Source organism: Paraburkholderia sp. RL17-381-BIF-C, assembly GCF_046026435.1.
Classification (GTDB): domain Bacteria; phylum Pseudomonadota; class Gammaproteobacteria; order Burkholderiales; family Burkholderiaceae; genus Paraburkholderia.
The window spans coordinates 1-25819 of sequence record NZ_JARESX010000090.1 but is presented as its reverse complement, the minus strand read 5'-3'; the positions used below and the strand labels follow the sequence as shown (position 1 = coordinate 25819).

The 25819-nt window shown below is 55.6% G+C and carries 20 protein-coding genes; 12 read left to right on the top strand and 8 right to left on the bottom strand.

Translation table 11 applies throughout. From position 1 onward, the window contains the following. Nucleotides 1–168: 168 nt before the first annotated feature. Nucleotides 169–1164, bottom strand: coding sequence for a PGN_0703 family putative restriction endonuclease (locus P0D70_RS32370; RefSeq protein WP_408187485.1), 996 nt, complete (start codon nt 1162–1164; stop codon nt 169–171). A 68-nt stretch (nt 1165–1232) separates the two neighbouring features. Beyond that, nucleotides 1233–1637, bottom strand: coding sequence for a helix-turn-helix domain-containing protein (locus tag P0D70_RS32365; RefSeq protein ID WP_408187484.1), 405 nt, complete (start codon nt 1635–1637; stop codon nt 1233–1235). Between the two features lie 110 nt (nt 1638–1747). Between P0D70_RS32365 and P0D70_RS32360 the strand changes: the two genes are divergently transcribed. Then, nucleotides 1748–2764 carry a hypothetical protein gene (locus tag P0D70_RS32360; RefSeq protein ID WP_408187483.1) on the top strand — a complete coding sequence of 339 codons (1017 nt, stop codon included), beginning with the start codon at nt 1748–1750 and terminating at the stop codon, nt 2762–2764. Nucleotides 2765–2829: 65 nt separating this feature from the next. On the opposite strand, the gene P0D70_RS32355 is transcribed toward P0D70_RS32360, so the two are convergent. Continuing rightward, the gene (locus P0D70_RS32355; protein ID WP_408187482.1) at nt 2830–3489 is read right to left on the bottom strand and encodes a hypothetical protein; all 660 of its coding nucleotides are present in this window, start codon (nt 3487–3489) and stop codon (nt 2830–2832) included. Nucleotides 3490–4095: 606 nt separating this feature from the next. Between P0D70_RS32355 and P0D70_RS32350 the strand changes: the two genes are divergently transcribed. The 9 genes from P0D70_RS32350 to P0D70_RS32310 all read left to right on the top strand — a co-directional run bounded on the left by P0D70_RS32350 (nt 4096) and on the right by P0D70_RS32310 (nt 17312). Beyond that, nucleotides 4096–5322: a hypothetical protein gene (locus P0D70_RS32350; protein ID WP_408187481.1), complete on the top strand. Its 1227-nt coding sequence runs from the start codon at nt 4096–4098 to the stop codon at nt 5320–5322. 894 nt (nt 5323–6216) lie between these two features. Continuing rightward, entirely contained in the window at nt 6217–8889 is a 2673-nt protein-coding gene (locus P0D70_RS32345; protein WP_408187480.1) for a TrlF family AAA-like ATPase, read from the top strand. Nucleotides 8890–8998: 109 nt separating this feature from the next. Next, nucleotides 8999–9133, top strand: a complete 135-nt coding sequence (locus P0D70_RS32340; protein WP_408187479.1) for a hypothetical protein — start codon at nt 8999–9001, stop codon at nt 9131–9133. Then, complete coding sequence (locus P0D70_RS32335) at nt 9120–9365, top strand: hypothetical protein (RefSeq protein WP_408187478.1); 246 nt, start codon at nt 9120–9122, stop codon at nt 9363–9365. Before P0D70_RS32340 ends, P0D70_RS32335 begins: the two co-directional genes overlap by 14 nt. Before the next feature lie 119 nt (nt 9366–9484). After that, on the top strand, nt 9485–11128 hold the full coding sequence (locus tag P0D70_RS32330) for a hypothetical protein (RefSeq protein WP_408187477.1): 1644 nt from the start codon (nt 9485–9487) through the stop codon (nt 11126–11128). A 101-nt stretch (nt 11129–11229) separates the two neighbouring features. Further along, nucleotides 11230–11490: a hypothetical protein gene (locus tag P0D70_RS32325; protein WP_408187476.1), complete on the top strand. Its 261-nt coding sequence runs from the start codon at nt 11230–11232 to the stop codon at nt 11488–11490. Nucleotides 11491–11633: 143 nt separating this feature from the next. Beyond that, nucleotides 11634–15305 (top strand): AAA domain-containing protein, encoded by a 3672-nt coding sequence (locus P0D70_RS32320; RefSeq protein ID WP_408187475.1) that lies wholly within the window; start codon nt 11634–11636, stop codon nt 15303–15305. Beyond that, nucleotides 15302–17050 (top strand): hypothetical protein, encoded by a 1749-nt coding sequence (locus tag P0D70_RS32315; RefSeq protein WP_408187474.1) that lies wholly within the window; start codon nt 15302–15304, stop codon nt 17048–17050. The genes P0D70_RS32320 and P0D70_RS32315 overlap by 4 nt, the downstream gene beginning before the upstream one ends. 118 nt (nt 17051–17168) lie before the next feature. Further along, the gene (locus tag P0D70_RS32310; protein WP_408187473.1) at nt 17169–17312 is read left to right on the top strand and encodes a hypothetical protein; all 144 of its coding nucleotides are present in this window, start codon (nt 17169–17171) and stop codon (nt 17310–17312) included. 1049 nt (nt 17313–18361) lie between these two features. Here the strand turns inward: P0D70_RS32310 and P0D70_RS32305 are convergent. Further along, the gene (locus P0D70_RS32305) at nt 18362–18568 is read right to left on the bottom strand and encodes a helix-turn-helix domain-containing protein (RefSeq protein ID WP_408187472.1); all 207 of its coding nucleotides are present in this window, start codon (nt 18566–18568) and stop codon (nt 18362–18364) included. Between the two features lie 296 nt (nt 18569–18864). Here P0D70_RS32305 and P0D70_RS32300 point away from each other — a divergent pair, with 296 nt between their 5' ends. Both P0D70_RS32300 and P0D70_RS32295 read left to right on the top strand, forming a co-directional pair. Further along, entirely contained in the window at nt 18865–20574 is a 1710-nt protein-coding gene (locus tag P0D70_RS32300) for an McrB family protein (RefSeq protein WP_408187471.1), read from the top strand. Further along, the gene (locus P0D70_RS32295; RefSeq protein WP_408187470.1) at nt 20547–21785 is read left to right on the top strand and encodes a 5-methylcytosine restriction system specificity protein McrC; all 1239 of its coding nucleotides are present in this window, start codon (nt 20547–20549) and stop codon (nt 21783–21785) included. Before P0D70_RS32300 ends, P0D70_RS32295 begins: the two co-directional genes overlap by 28 nt. Here P0D70_RS32295 and P0D70_RS32290 read toward each other — a convergent pair. From P0D70_RS32290 to P0D70_RS32275, 4 genes are all read right to left on the bottom strand, one after another. Next, nucleotides 21669–22805 carry a DNA cytosine methyltransferase gene (locus tag P0D70_RS32290; protein ID WP_408187469.1) on the bottom strand — a complete coding sequence of 379 codons (1137 nt, stop codon included), beginning with the start codon at nt 22803–22805 and terminating at the stop codon, nt 21669–21671. The genes P0D70_RS32295 and P0D70_RS32290 overlap by 117 nt on opposite strands. Then, nucleotides 22802–23944 (bottom strand): DNA cytosine methyltransferase, encoded by a 1143-nt coding sequence (locus P0D70_RS32285; RefSeq protein WP_408187486.1) that lies wholly within the window; start codon nt 23942–23944, stop codon nt 22802–22804. The genes P0D70_RS32290 and P0D70_RS32285 overlap by 4 nt, the downstream gene beginning before the upstream one ends. Before the next feature lie 54 nt (nt 23945–23998). Beyond that, nucleotides 23999–24202 carry a hypothetical protein gene (locus P0D70_RS32280; protein ID WP_408187468.1) on the bottom strand — a complete coding sequence of 68 codons (204 nt, stop codon included), beginning with the start codon at nt 24200–24202 and terminating at the stop codon, nt 23999–24001. 149 nt (nt 24203–24351) lie between these two features. Continuing rightward, nucleotides 24352–25647 (bottom strand): tyrosine-type recombinase/integrase, encoded by a 1296-nt coding sequence (locus P0D70_RS32275; protein WP_408187467.1) that lies wholly within the window; start codon nt 25645–25647, stop codon nt 24352–24354. Nucleotides 25648–25819: the final 172 nt, after the last annotated feature.

Here is a 25819-nt window from a genome sequence, read left to right as displayed (position 1 = left end):
GTTTCAAACTCAAACTTACACGTTAAACGGTAAAACTTCCTCGGAAGGCCTTGTAGCTTCTGAAGGAAGGGGGTGGCGACCCTACGCAATGCCCCCTAATATGCCCCCACTCGGAGCGAATGGTAGCGAACATTGGCGAACATTGCAGGGGCGCTGAACGGACGTATTCTAACCAGGGGGGCCATCGTCTGAGGCGATCCTCTGTCGAAAAATCGTCCGCTCGACACGCTCGAAGTCGAGGTAGCGGTGATGGAACGCAGAGGCAGTTCCTTCATCGCCAATTGTGCGCAATGTTTCGACGCAGTCCTCCAAGGTCACAGGTTGAAATTTGATGGTCTCCGGGCCCTGGGACACCAACTGCCTTTGGTAGGCGTTCACCGCGCCGGTGCAGTGAACATTCCGCCTAGGATGCGTCAAGACATACCGGCCCGAACTGTAGGCTCCGTTCTCGATCATGCTGTGGCAGAGCAAATGCTCCCTCCACAATTGCTGCAATGGGCTTGCCCGAAGCGCCAGCGCTTCTGGATCTTTATAGATCCCTGAGGCCCTAGAAAGCTGAGCGTAGCGTTTGCGTAGCGTCAGTAGAGGCTCAGCCATCGTTTCGGTGTACTTCACCTCGATTGCGATAAACCCATTGCCTCCATGAATGGTTGTGCAAGGGACAAAGACATCGAATGCGGTGTAGTCGTTCGTAAAGGCGGGCTTGCCTCGACCCGGTGAGTGCTCGAAGTAGATCCCATCGATGGACTCCACATAGTCGGCGAAAAGGCTACGAAAGAAGCGATTACCCTTTTCGATATCTAGCTTCATCCCGCCGAACAGGTTAAAGCAAAGCGGTTGGCTGGATAACAGATTCTTCCAAAGGCGCTCTTGTTCGATGATTGCGCCGATCTCGCAATATACGGACTCGCGTAAAGCGAGCTGTGCGATGTCGGGAGACAGAAAATTTCCGCCGGCTTCGGCGCTTTTGGTATCGAGGCGACTGCCCAATCTGTACCGTTTGCCTTTGGCGTTGCGGTGGGTGCCGATGGATAGTCCCTTTTCCTCGCGCCAGAGCGCTTGCAATAGACGGGCCGCAGCCATGAATCGGCTGTCGCTCGGTTCATAAACCTTATGGGCCTTCAGGATGCTGATAGGTACGAGAGGAGGGCGGTTATGTTGCATGGGATCTCCTAGGGAAAGCGGGGCCGCGAACGGGCCTCGCAAGGAGATTTAGGCAGATACCGCCGCGATCACGTTTTGCGTGACAGACTCCGCGCTTTGCTACTACTGGAGACCTTGCGTTGTTGCTGGCGAAGGTAGTCGCATAGAGTTTTGACTTGGGCGACTACAAAGTCGCTGTTTTCCGACGATAGGCTTTCCAGCCACGCCGAAATTCGCATAGCCGGGGCGGACGGGCCAACAGAGGCATCTGCCAACAGCACGGAAGCGGTCGTGTTCAGGATGCCTGCGAGCTTATCGAGCGTCAGCAGGGCGGGTATGGCTACGCCTCGCTCAAACCGGGAGATGGTCTCAGCGTCAACGCTGAGTTGTTCCGCCAACTGATCTTGTGTCCAGCCGAGCGCTTTCCTTTGGTCCGCAATTCGCTGCCCGAGCCGTTTCCCGAACTCATGTCGAGCATCAGCCTTCTCAACCATATATGTTGCCTCAATGAACAACGTGTATGGTTGACTTGCCTCCTTGGATCGGGAAGGATGTAACTTGTTGGATTTAAGGTCAACAAATTATATCTACTTGCGAGCTGCACTTGAACCCGGCTAACCGTTGGCAACTCTTGGCAAAATTTCTATGCGTTGGCGTGGCTGCCGCTGCTAGCTTGACCGCATGCGGGAAGGACACCTCTTCGCCGACACTGGACGCCTCTACATTTGAGCAACGTTACTTCCGCGCGAATCCACCGGATTGGGCGCGGGTGGTCGTAACGGAACGTCACTTCTTGCTGTCGTCGCAGCAGATGTATCGCTCGAATTTGGCATCAGTCTATTTTCACTCGTTCGAGGAGTGTCAGGCGAACCTGCGGAATTATTCGGCATGGCAGGCGCAGGAAGATGTCCGTAGGAGTGGACAAACCTTCATCCACGCGCTGGCGACCGACCAATACACGGACAACTCGCCGGCACTTGGGCCGGAATTGGTTACGTTGCAATGTGTGGACACGCGCATGCAACCCAAGACTCCTGTTCCAACTCCTGACTTTGCTAGTGCCATTAAGCTCGCGGAAACGCCGGTCGGTCAAGGCGATCTCCCTTTGGTCCAAGGTGGCGATACGAGGGCTGCCGCTTCGGGGGATCGAGTGATGTCCAAACCCAAACCTCTCACTTACCTTGATTCGCAGGAGTCAGGGGCTGCGAAGGATTTTGACGCCCAATACAATTCCGCGAACCAGCAAACCGTGTATCCGATTGTTCTTGGCGTGAGCATCTATGACATCGAGACGCGGAAGGTCGTTCGAGCCGGGGCGACTCCATACCATTTCAACGAGTTCCCAGATTGCTGGGGGAATGTCCTCAACTACCTGTCTTTGATGACGCCGTACTCGAAGACTGTCCCCCATCGCCCCGAACGTCTGGCGGTCTATGGGCAACCTGCGCCGGATTTGCAGTATGTTGGCCGTGATCCGCAATCGCAACGGATGGTGCTTGTTATTCCTCAATGCGTGGAAAAAACTGCAGATCGTGGTTATGTCGAGGACCCCAAGCGACCATCATCACCACCGGCATTTGATCTTGCTCGCAGATTTGTTTCCTTGGGCATGGTGAAGTGACGCCGGCGGCAGCGTACATCGCTGGCAGTCGCACGACTGCCAGTGTTTGGTCCCCCCAAAATTGCTCAAGCTGATCCTTTTGAGCGGATTTTTCGTGCAGATTTAGTTGACTGTGGAGTTAGGGATCGTTTCTTGTTGCTGCCGAAGCGCATGAAACTCTTGATACGGGCACGATAAGTCTCCACGCCTTCGTACGTAAGCGACAGTTCCTGGCCCAACGACCACGGACATGGAAGAGAGTGTGCGACAAAGCGGTTAAGCATCTTTTGATTTACGCTTCGGGCGCCATGGGCGAAGGCATTGCGTACAGCCGATACTTCGACGATCCCCGCCAATCCGCCCAAGACGTTCGACCAATCATGGCCGGTAGCGTCGAGAAGCTTCTTCCCCCACGATTCGATGCCGCCGGTGAGGTCTTGGTCATCGTGGAGGCCAAGCTTCAGTCGGCCATACGATTCCGCAAGTGCATACGTTGAACCGAGAACCAATGAAAAAAGAACGTCGTGGCTACGAAGCGCCTTTAAATGGTCTTGAAGCGCGACTGAGTATGTGCTGTGGCCTTCAGTCGTAACCAATGACAGTTCCTTTTTTTCCTTTACCTCAAGCGACGACCAGAGCAGAGCTTCTCGATCAAACGCAATTCGTGAGCTTTCAAGGAAACGCGTGACGCGTTTCCATTCGTCCCAGATTAGCTTTTCTTCGGGCTTCGTAGTGGCGGAAGACATTTGATTCCCATCGTGGTTTCGAACGGACGCTATGCTGCCATTGGAGTGCTTTCGCGACAATGCTAAATAAACGGCTAGCGTGAATAACCGGAATTGGCCGGTGGACCGGATTCGACGCTGGGCTGTCTTTACAGACGAAGACGTTACTCTTCTGGCCGCTGTCGCTTGATGCGTTCGAGTTAGGGATCGTGGGGCACATTATCTACGTCGCGACTAACCAGATGCACGGCCTGATCAGGAGTTCGGCAGCGAGCGCGCCAAAGTACGCACTTGCCGCATCGATTCGTCAGCACATGCGAGATGGGCTGGTGTAAGCGTGCCGATGGGGAAATCTAGTTAAATTGTATGGTTGTTGAAATAATCGGGCCGATATAGCGGCGGAGTGAGACGTTTTTTGCGGATTGCTGCATCTTTTGGGGGGCTCAGCGTTATATGTGTATGTAGGCGCGCCGGTTCACCTCGGGCATCTACGCGGCGGGAATCCGAGCGGCCTGCAAGCTGGCCTTTCGGTTGACCACCGCATTGAAGGTGACACCTTCGGCCCAGCGGGTTCGCGTGCCTCACGCGCATGGATTCATTGGGCCGACCAACCATAGAGGCACCCAATTGAATTCAATTAACAACAAACATGCTTCGGAATGCGGCGATGCGATGCTCGACTCCATTTCGTGGGAGCGGAACGATCGCGCTCGGCATCTACGAGAATCGGGATATTCGGCAGGGTGGCAGGATGTCTTCGCGGCAGGAGCTGGGGGTGGCACAGACTCCCGAATTTTGCAAAGCATCTTCGGTGCAAACAAAGCTGAAGTTGATCGCATTGCTGAGCGGGAGCACCCGAGGCGGGAGCCGAGTCCCTATCTCTTCCCGAAGCGCTACGACCCTGAAGTCGACGGGCCGGGGCGGTATCTTACGGCTTCGCAATTCGCTAACCTTTATAGCGCGGTAGCGTTCGCGAACTCTAATGGGATCGTCTTGAACGTACGTTTGAGTATCACTTGGGGGTTGCTCGGCATAGAGGATCATTCGGCGGCTGCGGATGCAATGCGCTATGAGTTCTTCAAGCACCTCCAAGACTGGTATCAGCACAAAGTACCCGACGATCGTCCGTTTGTGTGGTTGTACGTTCACGAAGTAGGGCGAACGCACGGATTCCACACGCATATTTTGACGGCAATTCCCGATGCATTGCTTCCAGCTTTTCGGGAATATGTGGCTGCTCGCCTAGCTGATGTGTCGCGTGTCGCCGGGCCACTGCACAAAGGGACGTTTAAGATCAAAGCGCCCCCTAGCGACCCGATTGGGCGGCAGTGGCGGGGCCTGCGATATTTGGCGAAGGGAATAAGTACGAAGGCAGAGGTACCGTCTGTCGTCGGCACGTCCCCTTTCGTACGAGTTGCGGAACTGATCCCCGAGACGCTCAAAAGTCCTGGTGACATTCTTTGCCCGAAGAACTGCGGTGTATCCAACAACCTTGGGAAGGAGCGTCGCCAGAAGGCCGGGTTCCGATCCCTCTTGGAGCGGGGGATAGCCGACAAACGCCGCCTGTACGCCGGGATGGAATATCTTGGGTATTTGCGTCAACAGGAGGCGGACGTGACTGACACCGTTGCGCGCAGATTGATCGACGTCGAGCGGCAGGTCAATGAACTCGCTCAGTGGGAGCGGGACAACGCTCATTTGAACGCGAAGGTTCGTAAGGAGCAGAAGTCGGCGCGTCGTCGCGAGAGGGCGGAGCGGAAACTGGAACAGGAACGGATGGATAAATGGGTTGCTGACTACCGGAGCGAGCAGGAAGCGATCAGTCGGAGAGTGAAGGAACTTTTTAGGCTCTAGGCTCGAAGCCGGATAAATCGGGCAAAGTACAGATGGCAGACCCTCAGATTGAATTTTTCTCATATGAATCAAAGGCTTGTCTAAGTTGCGGTCGATGGGCGTTGCCTAAGTACGCATTTTTGCCGGCGTACAGGCGGCGTTTGTCGGCTATCCCCCGCTCCAAGAGGGATCGGAACCCGGCCTTTTGGCGACGTACTTTCATTGACCGTGAATGCTGCCCTGTTAAGGTTGCCTCTTTTCGGGTTGCCGATCGCGCTCGGCGGGCATCGAAACCGGATCGCCCCAAACAATCCAACTCGGTGTTCTGTGCAGAGGCGCAGAAAGGGCGGTTGTGATTCGGCTGATCATGGGGCGGCAAGTCGACGCGATTGCGACCCTCGTAACGCATTCTCCGGATGACCGGATTCACTCGGTCCTCACGGACGGCTGAGCGAATGCCAATGCGTCGCAAGAGTGGGCGGAGGGTCTATGGTGTGGGCAGGGCGGAAGACGGACGGGCGTTGACGGATGCGGTGGTCGTGGTGAAAGCAACTGTCCTGAGCTTTTATAAAGCGTTTGCCGTCCGATCAAACAGGCATTTGCAATCCAAAGTGCATAATTTTCAGGCTTGCGAATATTTGCCCTTCTTGCCCAAACGCCGCGACAGACATCTGCCCGAACTGCCGAGGTTGCAGGCAACGAGTGCGTTGCTTGCCATCCACCAATCTGGGTTGAGGAGTCAATCTGATGAGCGCCGACGTATTACTAACGAAAGTCTGTGATTTAATCCGTGGCATTGTCCTTTCGTAATGCCGCTCGTAGCGTACAAGTCTATGAGCCAGAGACATTAGCGACAGTGGCATAAAGCGGATGTGTGCCGATGATCGAAAGTCCTTTCCAGAGGAGAAAGACAACGTGTCCCTGCTACAAGAAATTCAGAACGAATCCAACGGGGCGCAGTTCCGTCGCGCAGATCTGCACGTTCACTCATTCGGCGAGGGCGGCTCGCACGATGTGAAGGACGCGACGATGACTCCCGAGGGCATCGTCGATACGGCGATAGCGGAGGGACTCGATCTCATCGCGATTACCGATCACAACCAAATCGCCAACGTCCGTCAGGCGGTGAAATACGCTGACGGCAAGCGGTTGCTCGTCATCCCCGGCGTGGAATTGTCAACATCCCAAGGGCATCTGCTCGTTTACTTTGAGACGGGCGACCAGCTTCAGCGCTTCTTCGGAAAGCTGACAATCTCGGACGACCGCAAGGCTTGCCACAACACCATTCCTCAGTGCCTCCGCTTCGCCGAAGAGTTCGACGGCTTTGGTATTTGCGCGCACATCGAACTGGACACTGGCCTTGAGAAGGCACATCCAAAATTCGACGCATTCAAACAGGAGGTTTTCAACTGCCCAAACCTCTTGGGCTTGGAGATCGCCAATGCCTCGAACAGCGCATGGTTTTCTCACGACGACGCGGACGCAAATCGGCGGAACTGCGTTGTAGCCCGATGCAAGGCTCTCGGTCTCGAAGACGGCGTTGATCTCGCAAAAGTGATGTCCTCTGACGCTCATACCCTCAACGCCCTGGGTCGTAACGCCAGCGGTAACAGAAAGCTGACCCGCCTCAAGATGGAGGCCCTGACGTTCGCATCGCTACGGATCGCACTCATGGATGCGGCCGCGCGTGTACGCCTAGAAGACCTTATCCCTGCGTCCATACCGAAGTTCATAGGAATGAAGCTGGAGGGGGGCTTCCTAAAGGACCAGATCGTCCACTTCAGTCCGAACCTGACCTGCATCATCGGCGGGCGCGGCGCCGGGAAGTCAACGCTCCTGGAGTCCGTTCGCGCCGCATCCGGCAACGCCGCGGAAAGCACCATCATCGATTCCGAAGTCTGGCCAGATGCCATCTCTCTGATCTATGAAGACGAGGTGGGGGAGCGCCATACACTGACCCGCAGCAAGCTCTGCGAAGTCGTGAACGGCGATCCCGAAGGCCCCACGGCTGTCGCCATTGAAAGCTACGGGCAAGGGGAAACGGCTGACACAATTCAGCATTGCGATGATGACCCGTCGATCCTTCTGCGGTTCTTGGATGGCTTCATCGACTTCGGCGAATTGCGCGAGCAAGATGAAGCGCTGCGCGATGCGATCCTCGCCAACCAGGGAGTGATCGAGACACTACAGCTCAACATCAACCAGATCGCGCCTACGGAGAAGGCGAAGGGCATTGCCGATACCCAGGTCGCAGCCCTGAAGAAGCAGAACGCCAGCCAGGTCGTCGAACTCGAGGAGAAGTTGGCCAGAGAGCGTCGATTTCGCGACGGCCTGACGCGCAACCTGGATGAGCTTCTCACCTCACTCACCAACAGCTTGACTGGCGGCGAGCTGCGCAAGTTGACGGCCGACATTGATGGCAACGGTCTCGCCGTTGGCAAGGCGGAATTTGAGGTTGTCAAAGCGCTCGTCGACGGGCTCGCGACTGAGATCGAAACGCTCTCCGGTCAGCTCAAGCAGAAGGTCGTCGGAGCGAATGACAAGATTGCGGCGCAGCTTCAGGTCTGGATCGCGCGCGAGAAGGAGACACAGGAAAAGATCGAGGAGATTCGACGGGATCTGGAGAAGCAGAACATCAAGCTGGATATGGCGTTCATCCGCAAGGTTACGAAGGATGCCGCCGACCTGCAAGTGCGACTGACCGAGTTAAAGAAGAGTCAGCCGAAACAGCAGGAGGCCTTCAAGGAGCGCAGGCGCCTGCTTCAGGAGCGTGTTGATCTACGCGCGAAGATATTCAACGCCCGTCAGGCGTTTGCGACGACGATGAACAGCAATCTCGCTGCCGCCGTAGTTGACTACAAGGTGAAGATCCAGTTCTTTGAAGGCCTGCTTTCCCCAGACATGGAAGAGTTGATCAAGATCACCATGAACTGGCGAACCTCACAGGTTCCGCGTGCTGCGCTCATTGCAGCCACGCTTGCGCCGGCTCGGCTCCTGGCCGCAGTGGTTGCAAAGGATGCCTCGGCGCTCGAACAGTTGAGCGACGCAGACGGCAACCGCGTATTTTCCAAGGCTGATGCGGCAGACATAATCGGTAAGCTCGGGGAGTGGGAGGCGCGGTGCGCTCTAGAGCGTATCGCGCTTGAAGACAGGCCCGAGATCAAGGTGACGCGGACCATCGACAAACCCGATGGCACCAAGTCTCATCAGGTCCGCGACTTCGCCAAGCTCTCGCTCGGCCAACAGCAGGCCATCCTTCTGTCGGTGCTGCTGTTCTCGAAAAGCCGTGTGCCGCTGATCATCGATCAACCGGAGGACAACCTCGACGGCGAGTTCATTTACAAGACGGTCGTGCGGTCGCTCCGCAGCATCAAAGAGCAGCGGCAGGTCATAATCGTCACCCACAATCCCAACATTGCCGTGCTGGGCGACGCTGAGCTGATCATCCCGTTGCGCGGCGCTAGCGAAGTGTCAGTGATCAGGGATCGTGGGTCGATTGATACCAGCCAGACCAAGGACATCGTCTGCACGATTCTCGAAGGTAGCCAAAAGGCTTTCAAGCGTCGGCAGGAGGTGTACGGATATTGATCAGCCTCTTCTCTTGGCCTGAATCCAACGGACCATGCCGAACGCCGACGGGCTAGGCTGGAACGGGAAATACCACACTAGAGCACATTTAGCGTTCGCGGAGGCATCCATGGCAACCCAAGAGCAGCTGTCGGGCGCACTTCAGGTCGTGGTCAACCTGACCCGATGCGTGGCGCTGAAACGCGCGCTCGCCGCAGCCGAACCCGATCCTGCGCTGAATTTCTGGCAGCGTGCTGCACGGTAATCTGCTGGACATGGCCGTGCTTGAGTGGTGCAAGCTGTTCGGCTCCGATGATGATGAACACCAGAAGGTGCATTGGAAGAGCATCTTTGAGGATGAAGCGGAGTTCCGAACTGGCCTCTTTGCGCATCTCGGGATGGAGCAAGAGGCGTGGCGCGCCTACTGGCAGCAGATGAAGGCCTACCGCGATCAGCATGTTGCACATCTCAATTTCAACCGCCTAGGCGTTCCGTAGCCGGTTAGGTGTTCGTCTGATAAATTGAAACCCTTTCCGATAGGATCTTTAAGCTGATGGCGTCTCGGTTAAAAAACCATGTCTCGCGAGAGTGCGACGAAAGCTCGAACACAGCTGACGTGGCACTTAAGATTTCGCTTTCGATGTTGCCGCAGCATGCGGAAGAAGGTGGGCGGCGCGAAGTTCTGTCCGAAGGTGAGCTAGTGGCGACCCTATCAGGGCAAGGTATCCCAGAAGATACGTCGAAGGCAATAATTTATACGCTACGACGTCAATTCGAGGCTCTGTCTCTTCTCGACCCGATAGACTTGCTTAACGGCAAATGGGCTTTCGTATCTTTCCCCGCCGCTTTGCTCGGGCGCTCATTGCTTACAACATTGGCTACGCCTGGCCAATCGTTGTTGCCGGTGGGCTACTGGGGGCCAGATGCACCTCGGGGAGACAAGGAAGAACAACGTACACTCCTTCACAGAATCGAGACAGGCCGGGTGCAGCTCAATCCGCAGGCCGAGCCGATCCGCGTCGTGCATGTTGCTTGGGCGTGGATTCGTATCGACGACAGGTTCCTTATGCACCGTCGGGAAGATAAGGTGCGCCCGGGTGAAAAATCCTATGGACTCCCTGGGGGGCGCTTCAATCTGGATGATCTGCCAGCCACTATTCAATCACAGCCAGACATTCTAAAAGAGATCTTCAGTCCTGATTCTAGAATCGTTGCGAAATATATCAAAGCGACTTTAGAGCGTGAACTTAAGGAGGAAACCGGTTTAGTCCCGGGTGTGCATTACACCTATGAGGCGTGCGGCCATCCTCTCCCGCCTTTCCGGGCGGTCAATGGTGCAAGTAACCGGCACGCCTACAGCAGTTACAAGTTCCATCTATACCAGGTCAAACTCACTTATGCGGGCGAAACCCATTTACTCGCCAAGATTTCTAAAAGTCAAAATATACTTGAATGGTTTACTCTAGCCGAAATCGCCGCCCCGCAGCGGACGGACGGTGCCTCCGCTTATGTGGATGTCTTGCATCAGGCTTGGGGAAACGATTTTGCAAAGCGCTTGTTAGAAGTGCCAGACTCGAGCGCAAGTCGACTGACGTTTATAGGCGAATCCATGATGCTGGATTTGCCGCCGACTTCTATGGCTGCATTCCAGCTCGGTAAGCCAGGGAAGGAAAAGGCCACACGTCCTGCCATGGCGTTGGAAGCAAATGAGTGGCAACTGCTCATGCTACTGGGCTGGCACGCACGCGGCTATCAAATTCAGATGGATCCGGACATTGACGTCCGCTTGCTCGGAAATCGGTGGATAGAAGGTCGTAGCGTTATCCGGCTTGCTCGCAGCCTTCACGCGAAGATCCAACCTATTCTACCTGGCCTAGTGGAGATTCGCGAAGACTGTTATCTGTCACTGAGTATCTCGCCCGACACCTTATTCTTTCCTTCGGACATCTTCCGCTATCGGATCGTTGGCAGCAAAAAGGCCGGAGGAAGGTTCCGCCTGGCAAGACTTGACATCACCACGCCTTGGGGCTGCCTGCGAGGAGACATCTATGAAAGGGACGTCAACGGGAATGCCGTCGCAATCATACGGGAACTCGAGAAAGGCGACGACCCTCAGGGCGATTGGGAAAGAACGCTGCGCGAACAACTTGGCGCGGAGGTGAGGGCTCTTGGTCTGCGCCGACTGTGGAGCACCAAAGGGAACACGCCTAGCTTGATCGAGGGGCTTCGACGGATGTCACCAGCTTCGCCTACCGAGTGACGGGGCTCCGGTAGTTCTCCGCTAACAGCAATGCGCTGACTCCTATAGTGCGATTCACCGGTCGCAATCCTGCGCCGGCGACTGTGATGAGAGGATCAACCATGATTGACAAAGCCCTTCCAGCTGGCCTGGCCGGCGAAAAGCTCTCGCGTACCATTACCGGAACCGATGAAGTCTCGGCGCGACGCTCAGCCATCGCCGCGGGCTCCGGCGCCGGCCTTGGCTACCTTACGGCCAGCGGCATGGCCATCGGCTTGGAGGCTGTTGGTCTGGCGACCGCGGCCACCGTCGCCGCCCCAGCTATTGTGCCGGTAGCATTGGTCGCCGGCGGCATCGCGCTCATCCGCAGCTTGTTCGATTGAGGTGCGTACCATGCTATGGCTGAAGATCGCCGCCGCTGTTCTCGCCATTGTGATTTCGGAAGTCGAGAAAAAGTGACGCAAATGTGAATCCGCCCGGCGAGCGCAGTCCGTGCCGGGTATTCCGATAACAGGGAAATCTTAAAATGAATGAGAACGATACCGTGCTCAACGCGCGATATTCACTGACACGGCGGATCGACATGCCGGGAGTTCAGTCGGCCGAGCTCTGGGAGGCTATGGATCGCGAGGGCGAGTTCCACACGCTCAAAATTACGCCCTACGTTGGCGACAAGCCGCCGTCCGAGGTTCGCCGCATGTGGGACAACGACCTGCGGGTGATGTATCGCCTGAGCAGCAGCGCTGGCGCGAGCGGACAACTTGTTGTCATGAAGGATGCCGGAATCGACTCTACCAAGCGCGCGATGGTCCTCGTCTACGAAGGATGGCAGCACATCACCTTCGCGCAGATCCTTAAAGATCGTGAGCGGGTGGATTGGCTGTCCTTCAAGGCTTTGCGCGAGCGTTACATTCGAAGGGAGCTGTGGCACGCCCTCATGCAAGTGGCCAAAGGGCTGCAATCGCTCCATAACCAGGACCTGATACACCGCAATGTTACCCCGGAAGCTATCTGGGGGCGTCGGGGCGAAGGCCCCGAGTCACTGCGCCTGAGCGGTTTCGATTGGAGCGCACGTATAGGGCACGTCGCCAATACCTCTGAGCGTAGCCCGTGGGCCACTCCTCCGGAGCTGAAACAGGTGGGGTATTCCTTTGCTTCCGACTGGTACGGCTTCGGTACCACGGTCGCTAGGTGCTTCCATAAAGTTGAGCACCTCAGCAATCAACCCCCCGATGCGCTCGCAACTGCACTGTCCGCAGCCATTTCACGGGAGAACCCCTGCAACCTGGAGCCGTTGGAAAGAGACTTCGTCAAGGCCATCACGGCACCTGATCGGATCGATCGCTTGCAACGCGCGGCGGGCATTCTGGAGAGCATTGAGAGGATCATCGAAGCCTTGGACTTTGGTCACAAGGCGAAGAATGACGGTCGTCGCGTATTGCTCTATCTCGATCACAAGAACCCGCAGGTGGTTGACGCGGCTCAGAGGGCTGGTTTTACGGTCAATCCCGATGACCCTTTCGAGGCGTTCGATCCCGTTTCGGCCAGCCACAAAGTGCGCCTCAAGGATTTTCTCGCCGATCAATTGCGCAACGCCGCTCTGAGCTGGAGCATCGATGGGCGCAGGTTCGAACTGAAGTGCTGTGATCTGTTTGTCATGGGCGAAAGATGGATGAACTACGGCGACAGCACCGAGCCATCCTGGAAGGCGGCGAAATCGTATCTGAATACTACGACGCGTTTGTTCGAGTCGACGCCTGCTCAGGGCTTTGAGAATGTCCATATCGAGGTCGAATTCGATCGGCGAGAGGTAGGCCGAAGAGTCGAACCAGGTTCGGGCTATGCCATGTGGAACGCGTTTTCCCCGAAGGGTGATGCAAACCACGGCCTAGAGCAGGATTCGGAAAATCTGCGGCAATTTCTCCATGCGTCAAATCAGTTCGAGATCCTGCTTCGCGATGCGGAATTGTTCAAATACAAGATCGTCAGCCAGGAGGACCAAGGCGGCAGCACCACGATCATCATCGCACCGGTTGACGAAGATCGCCCGTCGAGGCAGTACTTCAAGGCGGACAGAAAGATGACCGACTTCCTTCAGCAGGAGTGGGATTCGGCGAAACCGGACTGCGAAAAAGTATTGTTGACCGACTCAGATTCATTGTTCGTTTCACGAGCCGGCGCTAGCCTGCTCGGTGAGCGTTTCGAAGTGGACAAGGAGCAATGGACCATTGCCGACATCGATCAGGACCAGGAACTTGTCACGTTATTCAGGCAGAACTCGCCCGCGATAGCACCGCCCTCCTCGGAAGGGTACTTGCGCACGCGTGGCCACTATGGCCAGATCAGGCTGATTGAGCGGCGCAAAGAATCCATTGACCGCCTCGCTTCCCATGCATACCTGCTGCGCACGCTTGCATCGCCTGGCTTCACTCCGATCGACGCTGGAGCAAGCGAACTGCCCTGGCCGCGGATCGAGGAAGGGGAAATCATTGACGGGAACAAGCTCGCCATCGTCAGAGACACGCTCCGGATGCGTCCGATGTACGCGTTGCAAGGTCCACCGGGGACTGGCAAGAGCACCCTGGTCGCGCATCTATTGCGGCAAATACTCGAGGACGACCCAATGGCCCAAATTCTCGTCACGGCCAAGGATCATGCCGCAGTGGACGTACTGCTCAATAAGGTTATACGACAGGCGTACAAGGATGCGCCGGAAGAAGAGCACCCGCTAGCGATCCGATTGAATCGGCGCGACGGAAATAACCACGCGCGGGAACTTGTTGATAAGTTGATGCGTACGGCCATCAGTGCGATCCGCAATCGGACGCAGCAGACGGTCAGTGACCCTTACGAAGAGTACCGTGACAAGTGGCTCCGGTTGCTCGAGGCATCATGCAGTGAAGGCGATGAGTGGCCCGAAAACCTTCAGGCATTTCGATATTCTCTGTTGGAACTGGTTCAACGTGGGGCAAGTATCACGTATTGCACGACCAGTTCCGGCGACCTCGAGGAGCTAGCGAAGGGGGCCCACTCGTTTGATTGGTCCATCATCGAGGAGGCGGGAAAAACCCACGGCTTCGATCTTGCCTTGCCGCTCCAGGCGGGCCATCGCTGGCTACTGCTCGGCGATCACAAGCAACTGCGGCCGTTCCTGTACGAGGAGTTTTCCGATTGCTTCAATCGACTGGCGGGAAGCGACGCAATTGGCGACGGCGTGATCGACACCCTCGAGCAGTTGGGAAACCGGCCTGGCAATGCTCGCCTCATCGATATCGAATGGCTAAAGGCAAAATTTGATGCTGATCCGAACTGGGTGAACTCTTTTGCGAATTTTGCGCGCGGCTGGCTCGCCAGTTTCGCGAAGGTCTTTGAGGATCGCCGCAAGCTTAATGATGTCACCCAAGTTGAATCCATTGGTGCCTCGGCGGGTCTGCTGACAAGCCAATACCGCATGCCTCCAGTCGTCGGCGACCTGAATTCCACCGTCTTTTACAAAGGAGATGTTGGTAATGCGACGGCCGATGCCGAGGGGCGCCCCAACGCCGAGCATCGCAATCCCTTCGTTGCACCAGATTGGCTGGCCGAAAAATCGCTTGTCTGGCTCGATATTCCCTGGGTTGAAGAGAACAAGGAGGCCAGAAAAAAAGGCTACGCTAACACCAGCGAGCGGCGAGCGATTTCTCGCCTTTTGCAAATGACGAAGGTGGCGGATGCTTCTGCTCCAACGCCTTACACCATTGCGATTCTCACTCCCTACAACATGCAGAAGCTTGAAATCAATCGCAGCGACATCATGGCGCCGGCGGGTTGCCAGTTCGGCAGCGCACAGGAACTTGATCCAGGCAAGTATAAGGCGTACTCGGTCGATTCTTTCCAGGGCAACGAGGCGGACATCATTGTGGTTAGCCTCGTTCGGAACAAGCTTCAGGCCCAAGGTTTGCCGGCGGCGACGGACATCAAATTCATTACCCAACCGGATCGCTTGAACGTGATGCTTTCGAGGTCCAGGCGCCTTCTGGTTATCGTGGGATGCTGGGAATACATTTCTGCCTGTGTGGCTGCGGTTTCCTCCGCAACCGATGCACAGGGCAACTATAACGACCCCGACTTCGGGCCCTTTAAGAAGACGCTCGAAGAACTCGATGCCATGTTCAAGGATGGTCGAGCATCGAAAATCTCCGTGGAGACACTGCAATGACGCGCATTGAAATACGAGTTCCCGTTACGGAGATCCGGGTCAAATACCGCGCGGGGATCCGGCGCCCCATTACGGAACTGGACCGCATGGTGATGCAGGCAATCACCGCAGGTGCGAGTTCCGTCGATAGATTAAAGCCGATTTTTCAACTTCCAGAAAGGTTGTTAGTCGAATGCTTGGTGGACCTGATGGATATGGCTTTGCTTGCGCTTGACACTAGCGGGAGCGGGTTCCGGCTCACTGAATTTGGAGAGCGAAGCTTGGCCGATGGTATGACATCCTTCGGAGAGCGAGTGGACGACGCCGACGAAATGACTTTCCTGCGTGAGGATCTAACGGGGCGTATAGCCCCTGGCCAGATAATCCGTTACGACCGCGAGAAGGCCGACATGCGATCTGCGGATGTTCAAGGCAGCATTCCGCATGGGGAGATCGAGCAATTTCTCATTCAGAAGCTTAAGAAGGACCGTGAGCATCTTCATTCAGTAGAATCCGTTGTCCCCGTACGCGACGGCATCAGCTTCAAAGTGACAGTCGACAAAAGCTCTATTTCGGGTCTGCCGAGTCAGTGGAGTCACCTCAAGCAGCTAATTCAGGCCGAGGCCGAAGTGCGCACGGGCATCAGCTATGCATTGCCCGACCTCGACCGAGAGAGCGAACAAGATGACCCACTTTGGACCGAGGTCGGCGCTGACGCATGTGAGCTACTGCTTACGGCCTCAGATCATGAAAACGCATTAGCTCAAGCCATCGAACAGGCCTACAGCCGCTTGCTCATTCTGTCAGCGCATGTCTCGGAAACAGTCCTGACCAAACTGAAGGAGCCCATCAAAGCAGCGATTGACCGCGGCGTGCGCGTAGATGTGCTTTGGGGACTTCCTTCTCTGGATGGGACTGGGGAGCCCCATGCGAAAGCAGCTAAGAAGTGGTTGCAGGAGGTACGCAAGTCGTTGTCCAACGGCAAGGGCGACAACTTGGCCGTCAATGAGGAGCCACTCAATTCGGACGCCAAGATCTTGGTCTGGGATAGTCCGGGCGGCACCTACCAAGCCATCGTCGGGAGCTACAACTGGCTTTATGGTCTGGATGGACAGGCGGCCGAACGCACTGGGTCAGAGGTCGGCATTCGACTGAACGACCCTAGGCTGATCGGCAACATCTGTACGACGTTATCTGGGTGGCTCGACGCTCGCGGCCAACTGTTGGACGGTATAGCCCTTCGATGGCGCAACATCGGGCTTACCCTTGCACAGACGCCCCCACCGCCCCCGACGGGCGCTGACGTCGCAGTCTTGACCGTCCGCGTGCTCTACGACGAAAGTCATGCCGAAATCCTTCGAGAAGGACTTGTGAACGCGGCCGAGCGACTCCTCGTGACTAGTCACAAGTTGAATCGTAGCGCCACGGGGATTCCCGGCAGTGGCGGTGGAAAACTGGATTGGCTGGCCAAGAGGAACCCGGTGCCTAAATTCGAGTTTGCTCTGGTCACGGGCAGGAATCCCAAGGCAGATAGCTGGACTCAGGAAGATCAAAGTCGGTTCGAAGAATTGATCCAAGGTGTCAACGGCGCGCTCCGTCTTGGAGAAGGGACGCATGCTCGGGTCTTGGTCTATGACGACGTAGCTGTCGTATCGAGCTACAACTTTCTTTCGACGACACGCGACAAACGGCAGATTGGAATCATGGTTCGCGCGCCTGCCGTTGCAGACGCACTGTGGGATGCGTTCAAAGTGATAGACGCCTGAGACGAGCGTTCGCCGGACGACGAGGCAACCGGCTGTGCGGAAACGCGCGCCTTTGATATCGTGCTCGCAAATCAGCGGCTCTCCGAGGTCACGTTCTGATCGTCAAGATGGCCTCGGTTTGACGCTTACTTTCAACCGGCGTGACGTGACGCGCTATCCCGATCTTGAGAGGGCACTGTCGTCGGCCGTCTACTTCTACAACCGGCTCATCCTGAAGCTGCGTGCGCTCGGGAAAACGCGCTTCACCGAGCGCGTCCGCTAGGGCTGTGCGGCGTCTGCATCCAGATGCACATGGTGGCCGCCCTTTCAGACGTAGGTCGTCAATAAACTGGCCGAAGTACAGATCGAAGGCGTTTGATTGAAATTTTCTTTATATAGATCAATGGCTTGACCGCTGGCGAGGAGAGGGCGGCTGCCTAGGAAACGATATTCTGAGCCAGGCAGACCCCTACGCTGGCCGTGTCGCCAAGAATGTCTAGGCCGACGCCGTTCACCTGAGGACTGGCGAAGTTGCGGTCCTCTAGCTGCAAGGCTTCTCGCCCGCTAGGATGGAATTGCCGCGTCGTATGCAGAGGAGTTTCGGGGCAGAGGGTGGTCGTCCTGCGATTGCCGCCGGAGGCAGCGGCGAAGAGGGGCGTGTTCGGCGTACGGTGATCGCGTCAGCGCGGCCTCAGTCAACACAAAGTGAGTACAGTTATGTAGCCGCAAGTCATATGCTGCATACAGTGAAATCCACCGATTTTTTGTCGCATCTTGATGGTGCGTGCGATTGCGACACACTTGGGCTTTGTGAGCTAGAGTAGCCTCATCGGGTGGCCATTCTGTGGTTTTGGGACGCGGATCGTAAGGGTGCGAAACATGAAAAACTGGATAGTCTCTTTGATCGCGTTTGCGGCGATGATGTTTGTGGGTTGGTATGGTGGTGCCGATTACCTTACACGAGGAGGCGACCAAGCGTTCTGGGTCTCAGGTGCGCTTAGTGCGTCTGTTTGGCTATTCCTTTATCGGAAGGTAGCTACCGGTCAGCGAATCTCTCGATTGCCGCTGCGAGTCAATCGCATACTCTGGACCGTGGCAGTGTTCGGTTTCGTATTGGCGGATGGTTGGTATGCGGGCGTGGACTTAGGTGCCCGAGATGCTGGGGCTGCGGGGTTGTTGATGCTTGCGGCCGCGTTCGGTGGATTAACTTGGCTTTGCCCGGTCTGGGTTCCGGTTGAGCCAGGGACGACGACCCGGCCAACCGAAAGCCGACTGCGCAAGATGTAGCGGAGCTGCCGCTACGTCTTGCAGGTACGGCGAGTGCGGCGGCGGTTATGAGTTGCGCTGCATGGGAAGTGACTCCAGCCAACGTTCGGCTTCGAGCTGTGGAATGATTGTGCGCCGCCCGAATTTTCTGGCTGACAACCGGCCAGCCTTCATCTCTGCATAAACTGCCGTACGGCCGATGCCGGCCCATACGCAAAAATCGTTGACTGAAAATACGCCGTTAGCTGTGTGCCTTGCTTCTTGCTGCTCCATGTCACATCTCTCTGCAAGTTGATTGTGCAGGGATATAGTGGAGTTCGTGTGTGTTCACCATTGACTGATGAGACGACGGGCGCTTTCAACAAAGGCCAAGTCTGGGATCTGAATGGCAATGGAGAGCCCGAGGCTAGAACAATGCGAGCTTACCGCCTGCGCCGAACCCGGCCTGATACCATGGCCCGCGCGCCACAAGGCATTGTGCCTGTTAGAGTGGCACGAAATCACGTCCTAGGCGGAGCGGACTTTCATGATGCAACATAACTGTTAATTTTCCAGCTGAGAAAAATATAATGCCTTGGAGCACTGCCAATCACGAAATCATTCCGGAACAGGAATTCTTGCTTCCAGACAGCACGATGCATCCCTATCTATGGGCTTTTTTGCAGAGTGATGGTGAGTTCTTTAAAGAGTCTGTCGACGACTACGAAGCCATTCGAAAGAAGCTCGCCACCTCGATATCGCGCTTTCATGGTCGGCCGGTCAGGGGGCGTGCACCAACGGATGAAGTTAAGGCGTCTCGCTTGAGGACTTGGAAGCCGCTTTTCGAGCGGGCAGGTCTTTTGACAGTGAATAAAGATGCGATTCTGCAGGTCTCCCCGTTCGGACGGGCGGTTCGCGATCTTTTCGATGATTTGGCCAATAGAATCGCGGGCGCAAACGAGCATTTGTCGCAATGGGCGATTACCGTCTTGGGGCGATATCCGTTGTTAAACCCGCTTGAGGGCAACGACGGGGCGTATCCCGCTGATAGCGACCTCCTGCCGTTTCGAGCGATTTGGCAAGCTGCGCGCAAACTGGATAATTGCTTACATTGGCAGGAACTCAATCGTGGCTTGATGCTGGTTTATTACCAAGGGGAAGTCGACGGCGTTATAGATCGTATTCGCGACGCCAGAACAGCAGGGGGCGCAGAATACTTTAAGGATCCGACGCCCTGGCTAGGCACCGCGGTGGCGGTTGACGACGGCAATCAGACCCGAAGACGTGTTACTCCATGGCTTAGCCGGGCGAGTTTCGGGGGGCTCCTCGCGGAAGATAGCGAAGAGACCGGACTTTGGACACTACGCGCCGATCGAATTGCTCTAGTTGATGAAGCTTTGCAGGAGCCTGTCGTTATCCCGAGCGATGCGCGCTTGGATAGAGCAAGTTTCGTACGTTGGCTATCGGCGCCAATTTCGAAAAAGACAAAGCCACTAAGTGACCCGGCAGATATTGCTCTCCTCGGTCGAGCTGTTGACGCAACGAACAAGTTCGGTGGTTCGAAGATTGTCTGTCTTTCTGGACTTCCAGGGACGGGGAAGTCCAGATTAGCCAGGCTAATTGCTGAGGAAATAACGGATGGAGATCCCTACAGGGTAGCCGAAGTTCAGTTTCACGAAAGTACAGGTTACGAGGATTTTGTCGAAGGTTTTGTGCCGAGACCCGATGGGTCTGGATTCAGGCTTGTTGACAAGACTTTGCGGATGATCTGCAGGCGGGCTGCGTCCGATCCTCAAAATCGCCGATATGTGCTGGTAGTTGAGGAATTTACACGCGCTAACACACACGCGGTGCTCGGAGAGTTGCTTACTTATATCGAGCACCGTGGGAGACGTTTCAGGTATGCGATATCGCAGGAGGAAACGTCTATTCCAGCCAATCTGGTAATCATTGCAACAATGAATCCTCGTGATCGATCTGCTACGCAACTGGATGCAGCGGTTCGACGTCGGTTGCACTACGTGGATGTACCACCATCCGATTTGGCATTGAAATCCATGCTGGAGGATAAAGTCTCGCCGGCGACACTCTCAGTTCTTTCGGATTGGTACTCACGATGGTTCACACAGTTGCCCTTCGGTCACGGCGTTTTTGCCCAAGTGGTTGATGATGGAAGCGTCTCGGAGGTATGGGAGGGAACGTGCTTAAGATTGCTCGAAAATGCCTTTGGCGAAGTGGATGAAATTTATAGTGAGGCGGTCAAGGACTTCCCATGCAAACGAAGCTCCGCATTAGTCTGAGAGAGCGTGGAGAACCGCAGGTAGTTTCCCCTGCGGATTGGATGAGTGCGGGCTGCGCTGACGATGCGACGGCACTCGCACGGCTCGGTGTGCTAAAAGTCACTCGGTCCGATGCCTACGTACTCTTGGAACCAAAGACCCTTGTTGGAGTTTTTGATTCGCCGCGTCTATTGCTTGAAGTTCTTCCCAAGGCTCCGGTGCTGTCGGCGGGGCTTTTGCAACGTCTCAACCATTGGCGAAAGAGCATCGACGTCGATGATCCGAGCAAAGTTGGGGTTTTCTCGGATAGTGTTAGCCTATGGAAGTCGTTCGAGCTTCTGCTCACGAATTTGCATAGTGAAGGGTTGCCGTGGTCGTATGCCCGCAAGACCGACATTTCATCGGCGCCGCGCGGGCGGGTCTTGTTTCGTGAGACGTTGACCCGATTGGCGGCGCGGGGTATCAATCACCAACTTGTTGCAAACATTCAAGTCAGAGATCATTTCAATTGCTTCGCGCCTGCGCTTGACACGGTTAGAAGGCGCTTGGTTCTCTTAGAGAATGCACCTCCCGAGGTTCGTTCCAGAGTAGTGCGTTTGATTAGCCTCATCGCGGACATCTCGGTGCCCGTTTCAGAAGATGAGGCAAGGAGCGCATTCAAGATGATGGCTGAGTTGGAAGGGCGTCCAAGTCTTGACGCGTTGCTCCGATTTTGCTTGCAAATTCTAGACGGCGACCGCTATTACCGTCATTCTCAACGCGTTGGCTCGGGCATTGCGGAGTTCGTGGATCTAGAAAAGCTCTGGGAGAACGCGATTCAAATGCTGCTTATGCAGCATAGTGGCAGTGTGGACGACCGTGTGCTGCTACATCCGCTCCGGCGAGCCGCCATCACGCTATTCGAAGACGGTGGACCTGAAATCGACCCCGATATCGTTAGCTATCGAGGTTCTTTCCAGCACGCTATCGTAGACGCAAAATATTCGATAGCAACTAGTCCGTCCGCCGCCGATGTATATCAAATGACGGCGTATCTTTCGCGTTTGAAATGCCAGGTTGGACTCCTGGCATATGTCGCTCAACGATCCGAAACCGAAATGCACCTTGTCGGGACGTTAGGCGACGGACGAAAGCTCTTCGCTTGCTATTTGACCCTCGACGCATTTGACTCCGAGTTCAACATGCTTCGAGACATTCTTTCGGCCACGGATTCCATTAGTGAGATGGTCTAAGATTGACCGCGCGACAGCCTCGGAAAGTTTGGGAGGGACTGCATTGCCTATCTGCCTTGCGACTGACTTTTGATTTCCGTAGAAAACGTATGAGTCTGGAAACGTTTGAAGTCGCGCACCCTCCCTGTTCGTAATATTCCGATTCTCAGTCGGATGGCCGAATCGACCACGAGTGAAGTTATCGAACATCGCGGTGATTGTGGGAGCCGGTTTCTCCCAAGACATCCGACCGTAGACATCGAGATGTCGGTGGCCGTTATCTTTTCGATGGCAGGGCAGCCGCAGCTCCTCGGGAATGTCAAGCCTCCCTCCGCCCTCGGGGACGTGGGAAAGTCGTTCAATGTTGACCGCCGAGATTTTCCTTATCTGATGATTGGCTATCTCCGGATGAGGGGAGAAGTCCTCGGGCGGAGTAGGCAAACCAGTGAGCGCCTGCCGAACGGTCACATAGCTTTCACTATCAAGATCGGCGGAGCGAAAGGCAAAGGATGGTTCGTAGTCTTTGCGGAACGCAACCACGAAGGCTCTTCTGCGAAGCTGGGGCACTCGATAATCTGCCGCGTGCAAAATCTTTGCAGTGACGCTGTAGGATGCTGCTGACAAGGAGTCCAGAGCTTCGGATAGTTGTATTTCTCCGCGAGCGCCGAGTATTGTTGGCACGTTTTCGATGAGAATCACCTTCGCATTCAATGCGAGGCCGATTTGCACGTGTCGGAGGAGAAGGTGATTCCGTGGGTCGTCTGCGGAACCTCTCCTTTGAATAGAAAACCCCTGGCAAGGCGGGCCCCCGACGAGAATGTCAACATCGCCGACCATCTTCTTGATTCGTGAAGCAATTGCTTTCGGGCTGCCTTTGCTCAGATCCATTGCGTGCGCATGGTGTCCAAGGTTCCTCGAGTACGTTTCCAAGGATTCGGCGTCGTTGTCCGTTGCAAATACGACATCGAACCCTGCGTTATGAAATCCTAGCGATAGACCACCAGCTCCGCAGAAGAGATCAGCCACTTTATATTTTTTCATTGCGTTGCCTCAGTCAACTTAGATTCGCTTCTAGCGCGCTTTTTCCATGCAGCGATTGACGAAGATATAGATCTTCCTATGGGCGCAGTTACGTCGCCCTGCACGACGTGGTCTGCTGGACTTTCGGAGTTGACCCAATTTCGATCGATAGCTTCGGCAACAGCTTTCGCAAAAAGAGGAGGTACTGCGTTGCCTATTTGCTTGTACTTGTCGTCAAACGGCCCCTCGAAATGCCAATCGGCAGGGAAACTTTGGAGTAGTGCTGCTTCTCTGACCGATAAACCTCGGTGCTGTTCAGGATGGGTAAATCTCCCGCAAGAGGGCGTGCGACAGCGAGCAGTTATCGAAACCGAAGGACGGTCCCACCAAAGGCGCCCGTACACATCGCGGAATCCATCGACCGATTTGTGACAGTCCCTCACCATATCAGGCGGCAAGGCCGACCGACTGCCCCCATCTGGAGGGATTGCGCGAAGCAACGCTATCGTATCAGGGCGGTGTTTCGAGGTTAGGTGCATTGGGTCAGCCAGGTCGGATTGGCCAGCGCTCAATGGCGGGAGCCTGCCTATCGCGTCCCTGACCGTTCGATAGTTTTCTACGCTGTGTATAGACGTTGGCATGTGCGTCCGCGACCCATCTCGCGACGCGATAACCAAAGCCCGGTACCGTTCTTGTGGAACTCCATATTCCGCAGCGTTATGAAGTTTTGCGCGAACCGTATATCCGGCTTTTTCGAGCGTCTTCTTGAACGCACTGAAGTGCGCCCAATGTTTGGCGTGCAAAAGTTCTGGGACGTTTTCCATGATGACAACGTCTGGAAGCAATTTGACCGCGACTTTTGCGAAAACCTCGATCAAATCATTTCGCTCGTCGACCCTTGGATCCTTTTTGCGATGAGAGCTAAAACCTTGGCACGGTGCGCATCCAATGAGGACGAGCGGCAATGATGCGTCGTAGCTCCACTCTGCAAGCGCATTTTTCAGAGCAGAGGGCTTCAAAAGGTCTCGGGCACTCATATTCAGTGCCGGCCTGCTCAGCATTCGAGCATACGTCGCATTGGCATGCTGGTCGATGTCGAGGCCGCCCAGTAGCCGATAGGAGACATTTCGGGTGGTTGCCAGAGAGAAGCCGCATGACATCCCGCCGCAACCACTGAACAAATCAATTACTTGTACTTCAACCATTTTTTTTAGTTACCTAGTAACGGGTTTCGCCATGCTCGCTTCTTTTGCTGATAACTCAAGCTGGAGCTGATTTTGGTTTTCCAAATAGCTTTGCGCCTCTCGTAGGAACCAGTCCTTCAGAGTCATGCCGTCACGCGCCAAGATGGAGTAAAGCTGCCTTTTAAGGTCAGGCTCAACTTCAATGACGATTCGGCCGCTAGTTCCAATGCTCATGGCTGTGCTGGTTGCGATGTGACGTGATGCATGTCACATTACATCAAAAAAGGGGGCTAGCCTAGGATGGGGTGCCCAAAGCGACTCGACGATTTCCACTGTTGGCCTACGGCGAATGCTTGTTCGATTGCTGACGTGTCCCGAGTTTTTCAAGCGCCGCTCTCGTGCTTACCAGGTATGCCGTTCTCTGCGCTGAACTGGTACTGATCGAGAAGGTCGGCCCACTGCTGCATCATTCCCGCCCGGTCCTTCATATAGTCCGCGTGGTTGTACGTGCGACGAACGGAATTGGGCTCGGCGTGGGCAAGCTGACGTTCGATCCAGTCCGATGAGAAACCAAGTTCGTTGAGTCGTGTGCTGCCGGTAGTTCTGGCTGCGTGCGGGCTGAATTTTCCCGACCATCCGAGGACGTGCAGCATCTGCCGAAATGCAGCAGTAACCATCGGTTTGGTCCTGTCGTCGCGGTGCGGGAACACATGCTGCCGCTTGCCAGTCAGCACCTTCATCGTCTTCAGGAGGTCAACGGCCTGCGTCGGCAATGGAATCACATGCTCGCGGCGCTTTTTCATCCTTTCTGCCGGAATGCGCCACGTGGCGGCATCAAGATCGAACTCCGCCCATTCAGCTTCGATGACTTCGGAAGGGCGGGCAAGCGTAAACCACATTAGCCTGAAGGCGCTTTGCGTCTGAAGGTTGCCGCCATGTCCGTCCACGTCCTTCAGTAGTTGGCCGATTTCCGTGACCTCCAATGCCCGTTTGTGCTGGGTCTTGTTCTTGGGCAGCGCTTCCCGCCATTGATGCACGGGGTTGGCGTCAACTCGGGAGGTTTCCGCAGCAAGCTCGAAAATCCCGAACATCGTCCGCTTGGCTTCGGCCATGACAGACGGGCCGTTGTTGCTGTGCGCTTTTTTTAGAATGTCGAGGATCATGCTCGGCGTAGTCGCCCGGACCGGGAGGTCGCCGATTGAGGGAAATACGACCCGCGTCAGCATGTCGAGTCTGCGCGACTTGGTCACTTCCTCCCAATCCTTGAGCGACAACCATTCGTTGGCCAAGGCTTTGAAGGTACTGGCGTGCCCATCGATGATCTTTAGGCGCTCAATCTTTCGCTGTTGAGCCGGGTGTTGGCCTTGCTTGACCAGCTTGCGGGCCGCGTCAACCTGTTCCCGGGCCTCTTTCATGGAGGTTTGCGGGTAGCTGCCAATGGCGTAGCGGTTTTCCTTGCCGCCAAGGCGATATTTCCAGCGCCAAAGCTTCGAGCCGCGTGGAGACACTTCCAAATAAAGCCCTTCGCCGACCGAATACTTGTACGGCTTATCGGCGGGCTTCAGTGCGCGCAGTGCGGCATCACTAACTCGCGGCTTGTTAAAGCTCTGCGGTGATGGGGTGCCGCTGGCTTGGGCTGCCCGTGTATTGTCAGGGGCATCTGGTCGATGTGGGGGCATGATTCCTTGTTGGCATCGGGCATGGTCAAGCGTGCCCCCTATGATGCCCCCGCATCGCCAGAATATCAACGAACAGTCACGAACACTGGCGAACTAAAGCCCCTTATCCTAAAAGGGGCTGGTGAGGTTTGCGAATGTCCGCGAACACCCGGGAACAACAGTTCATGCTTAC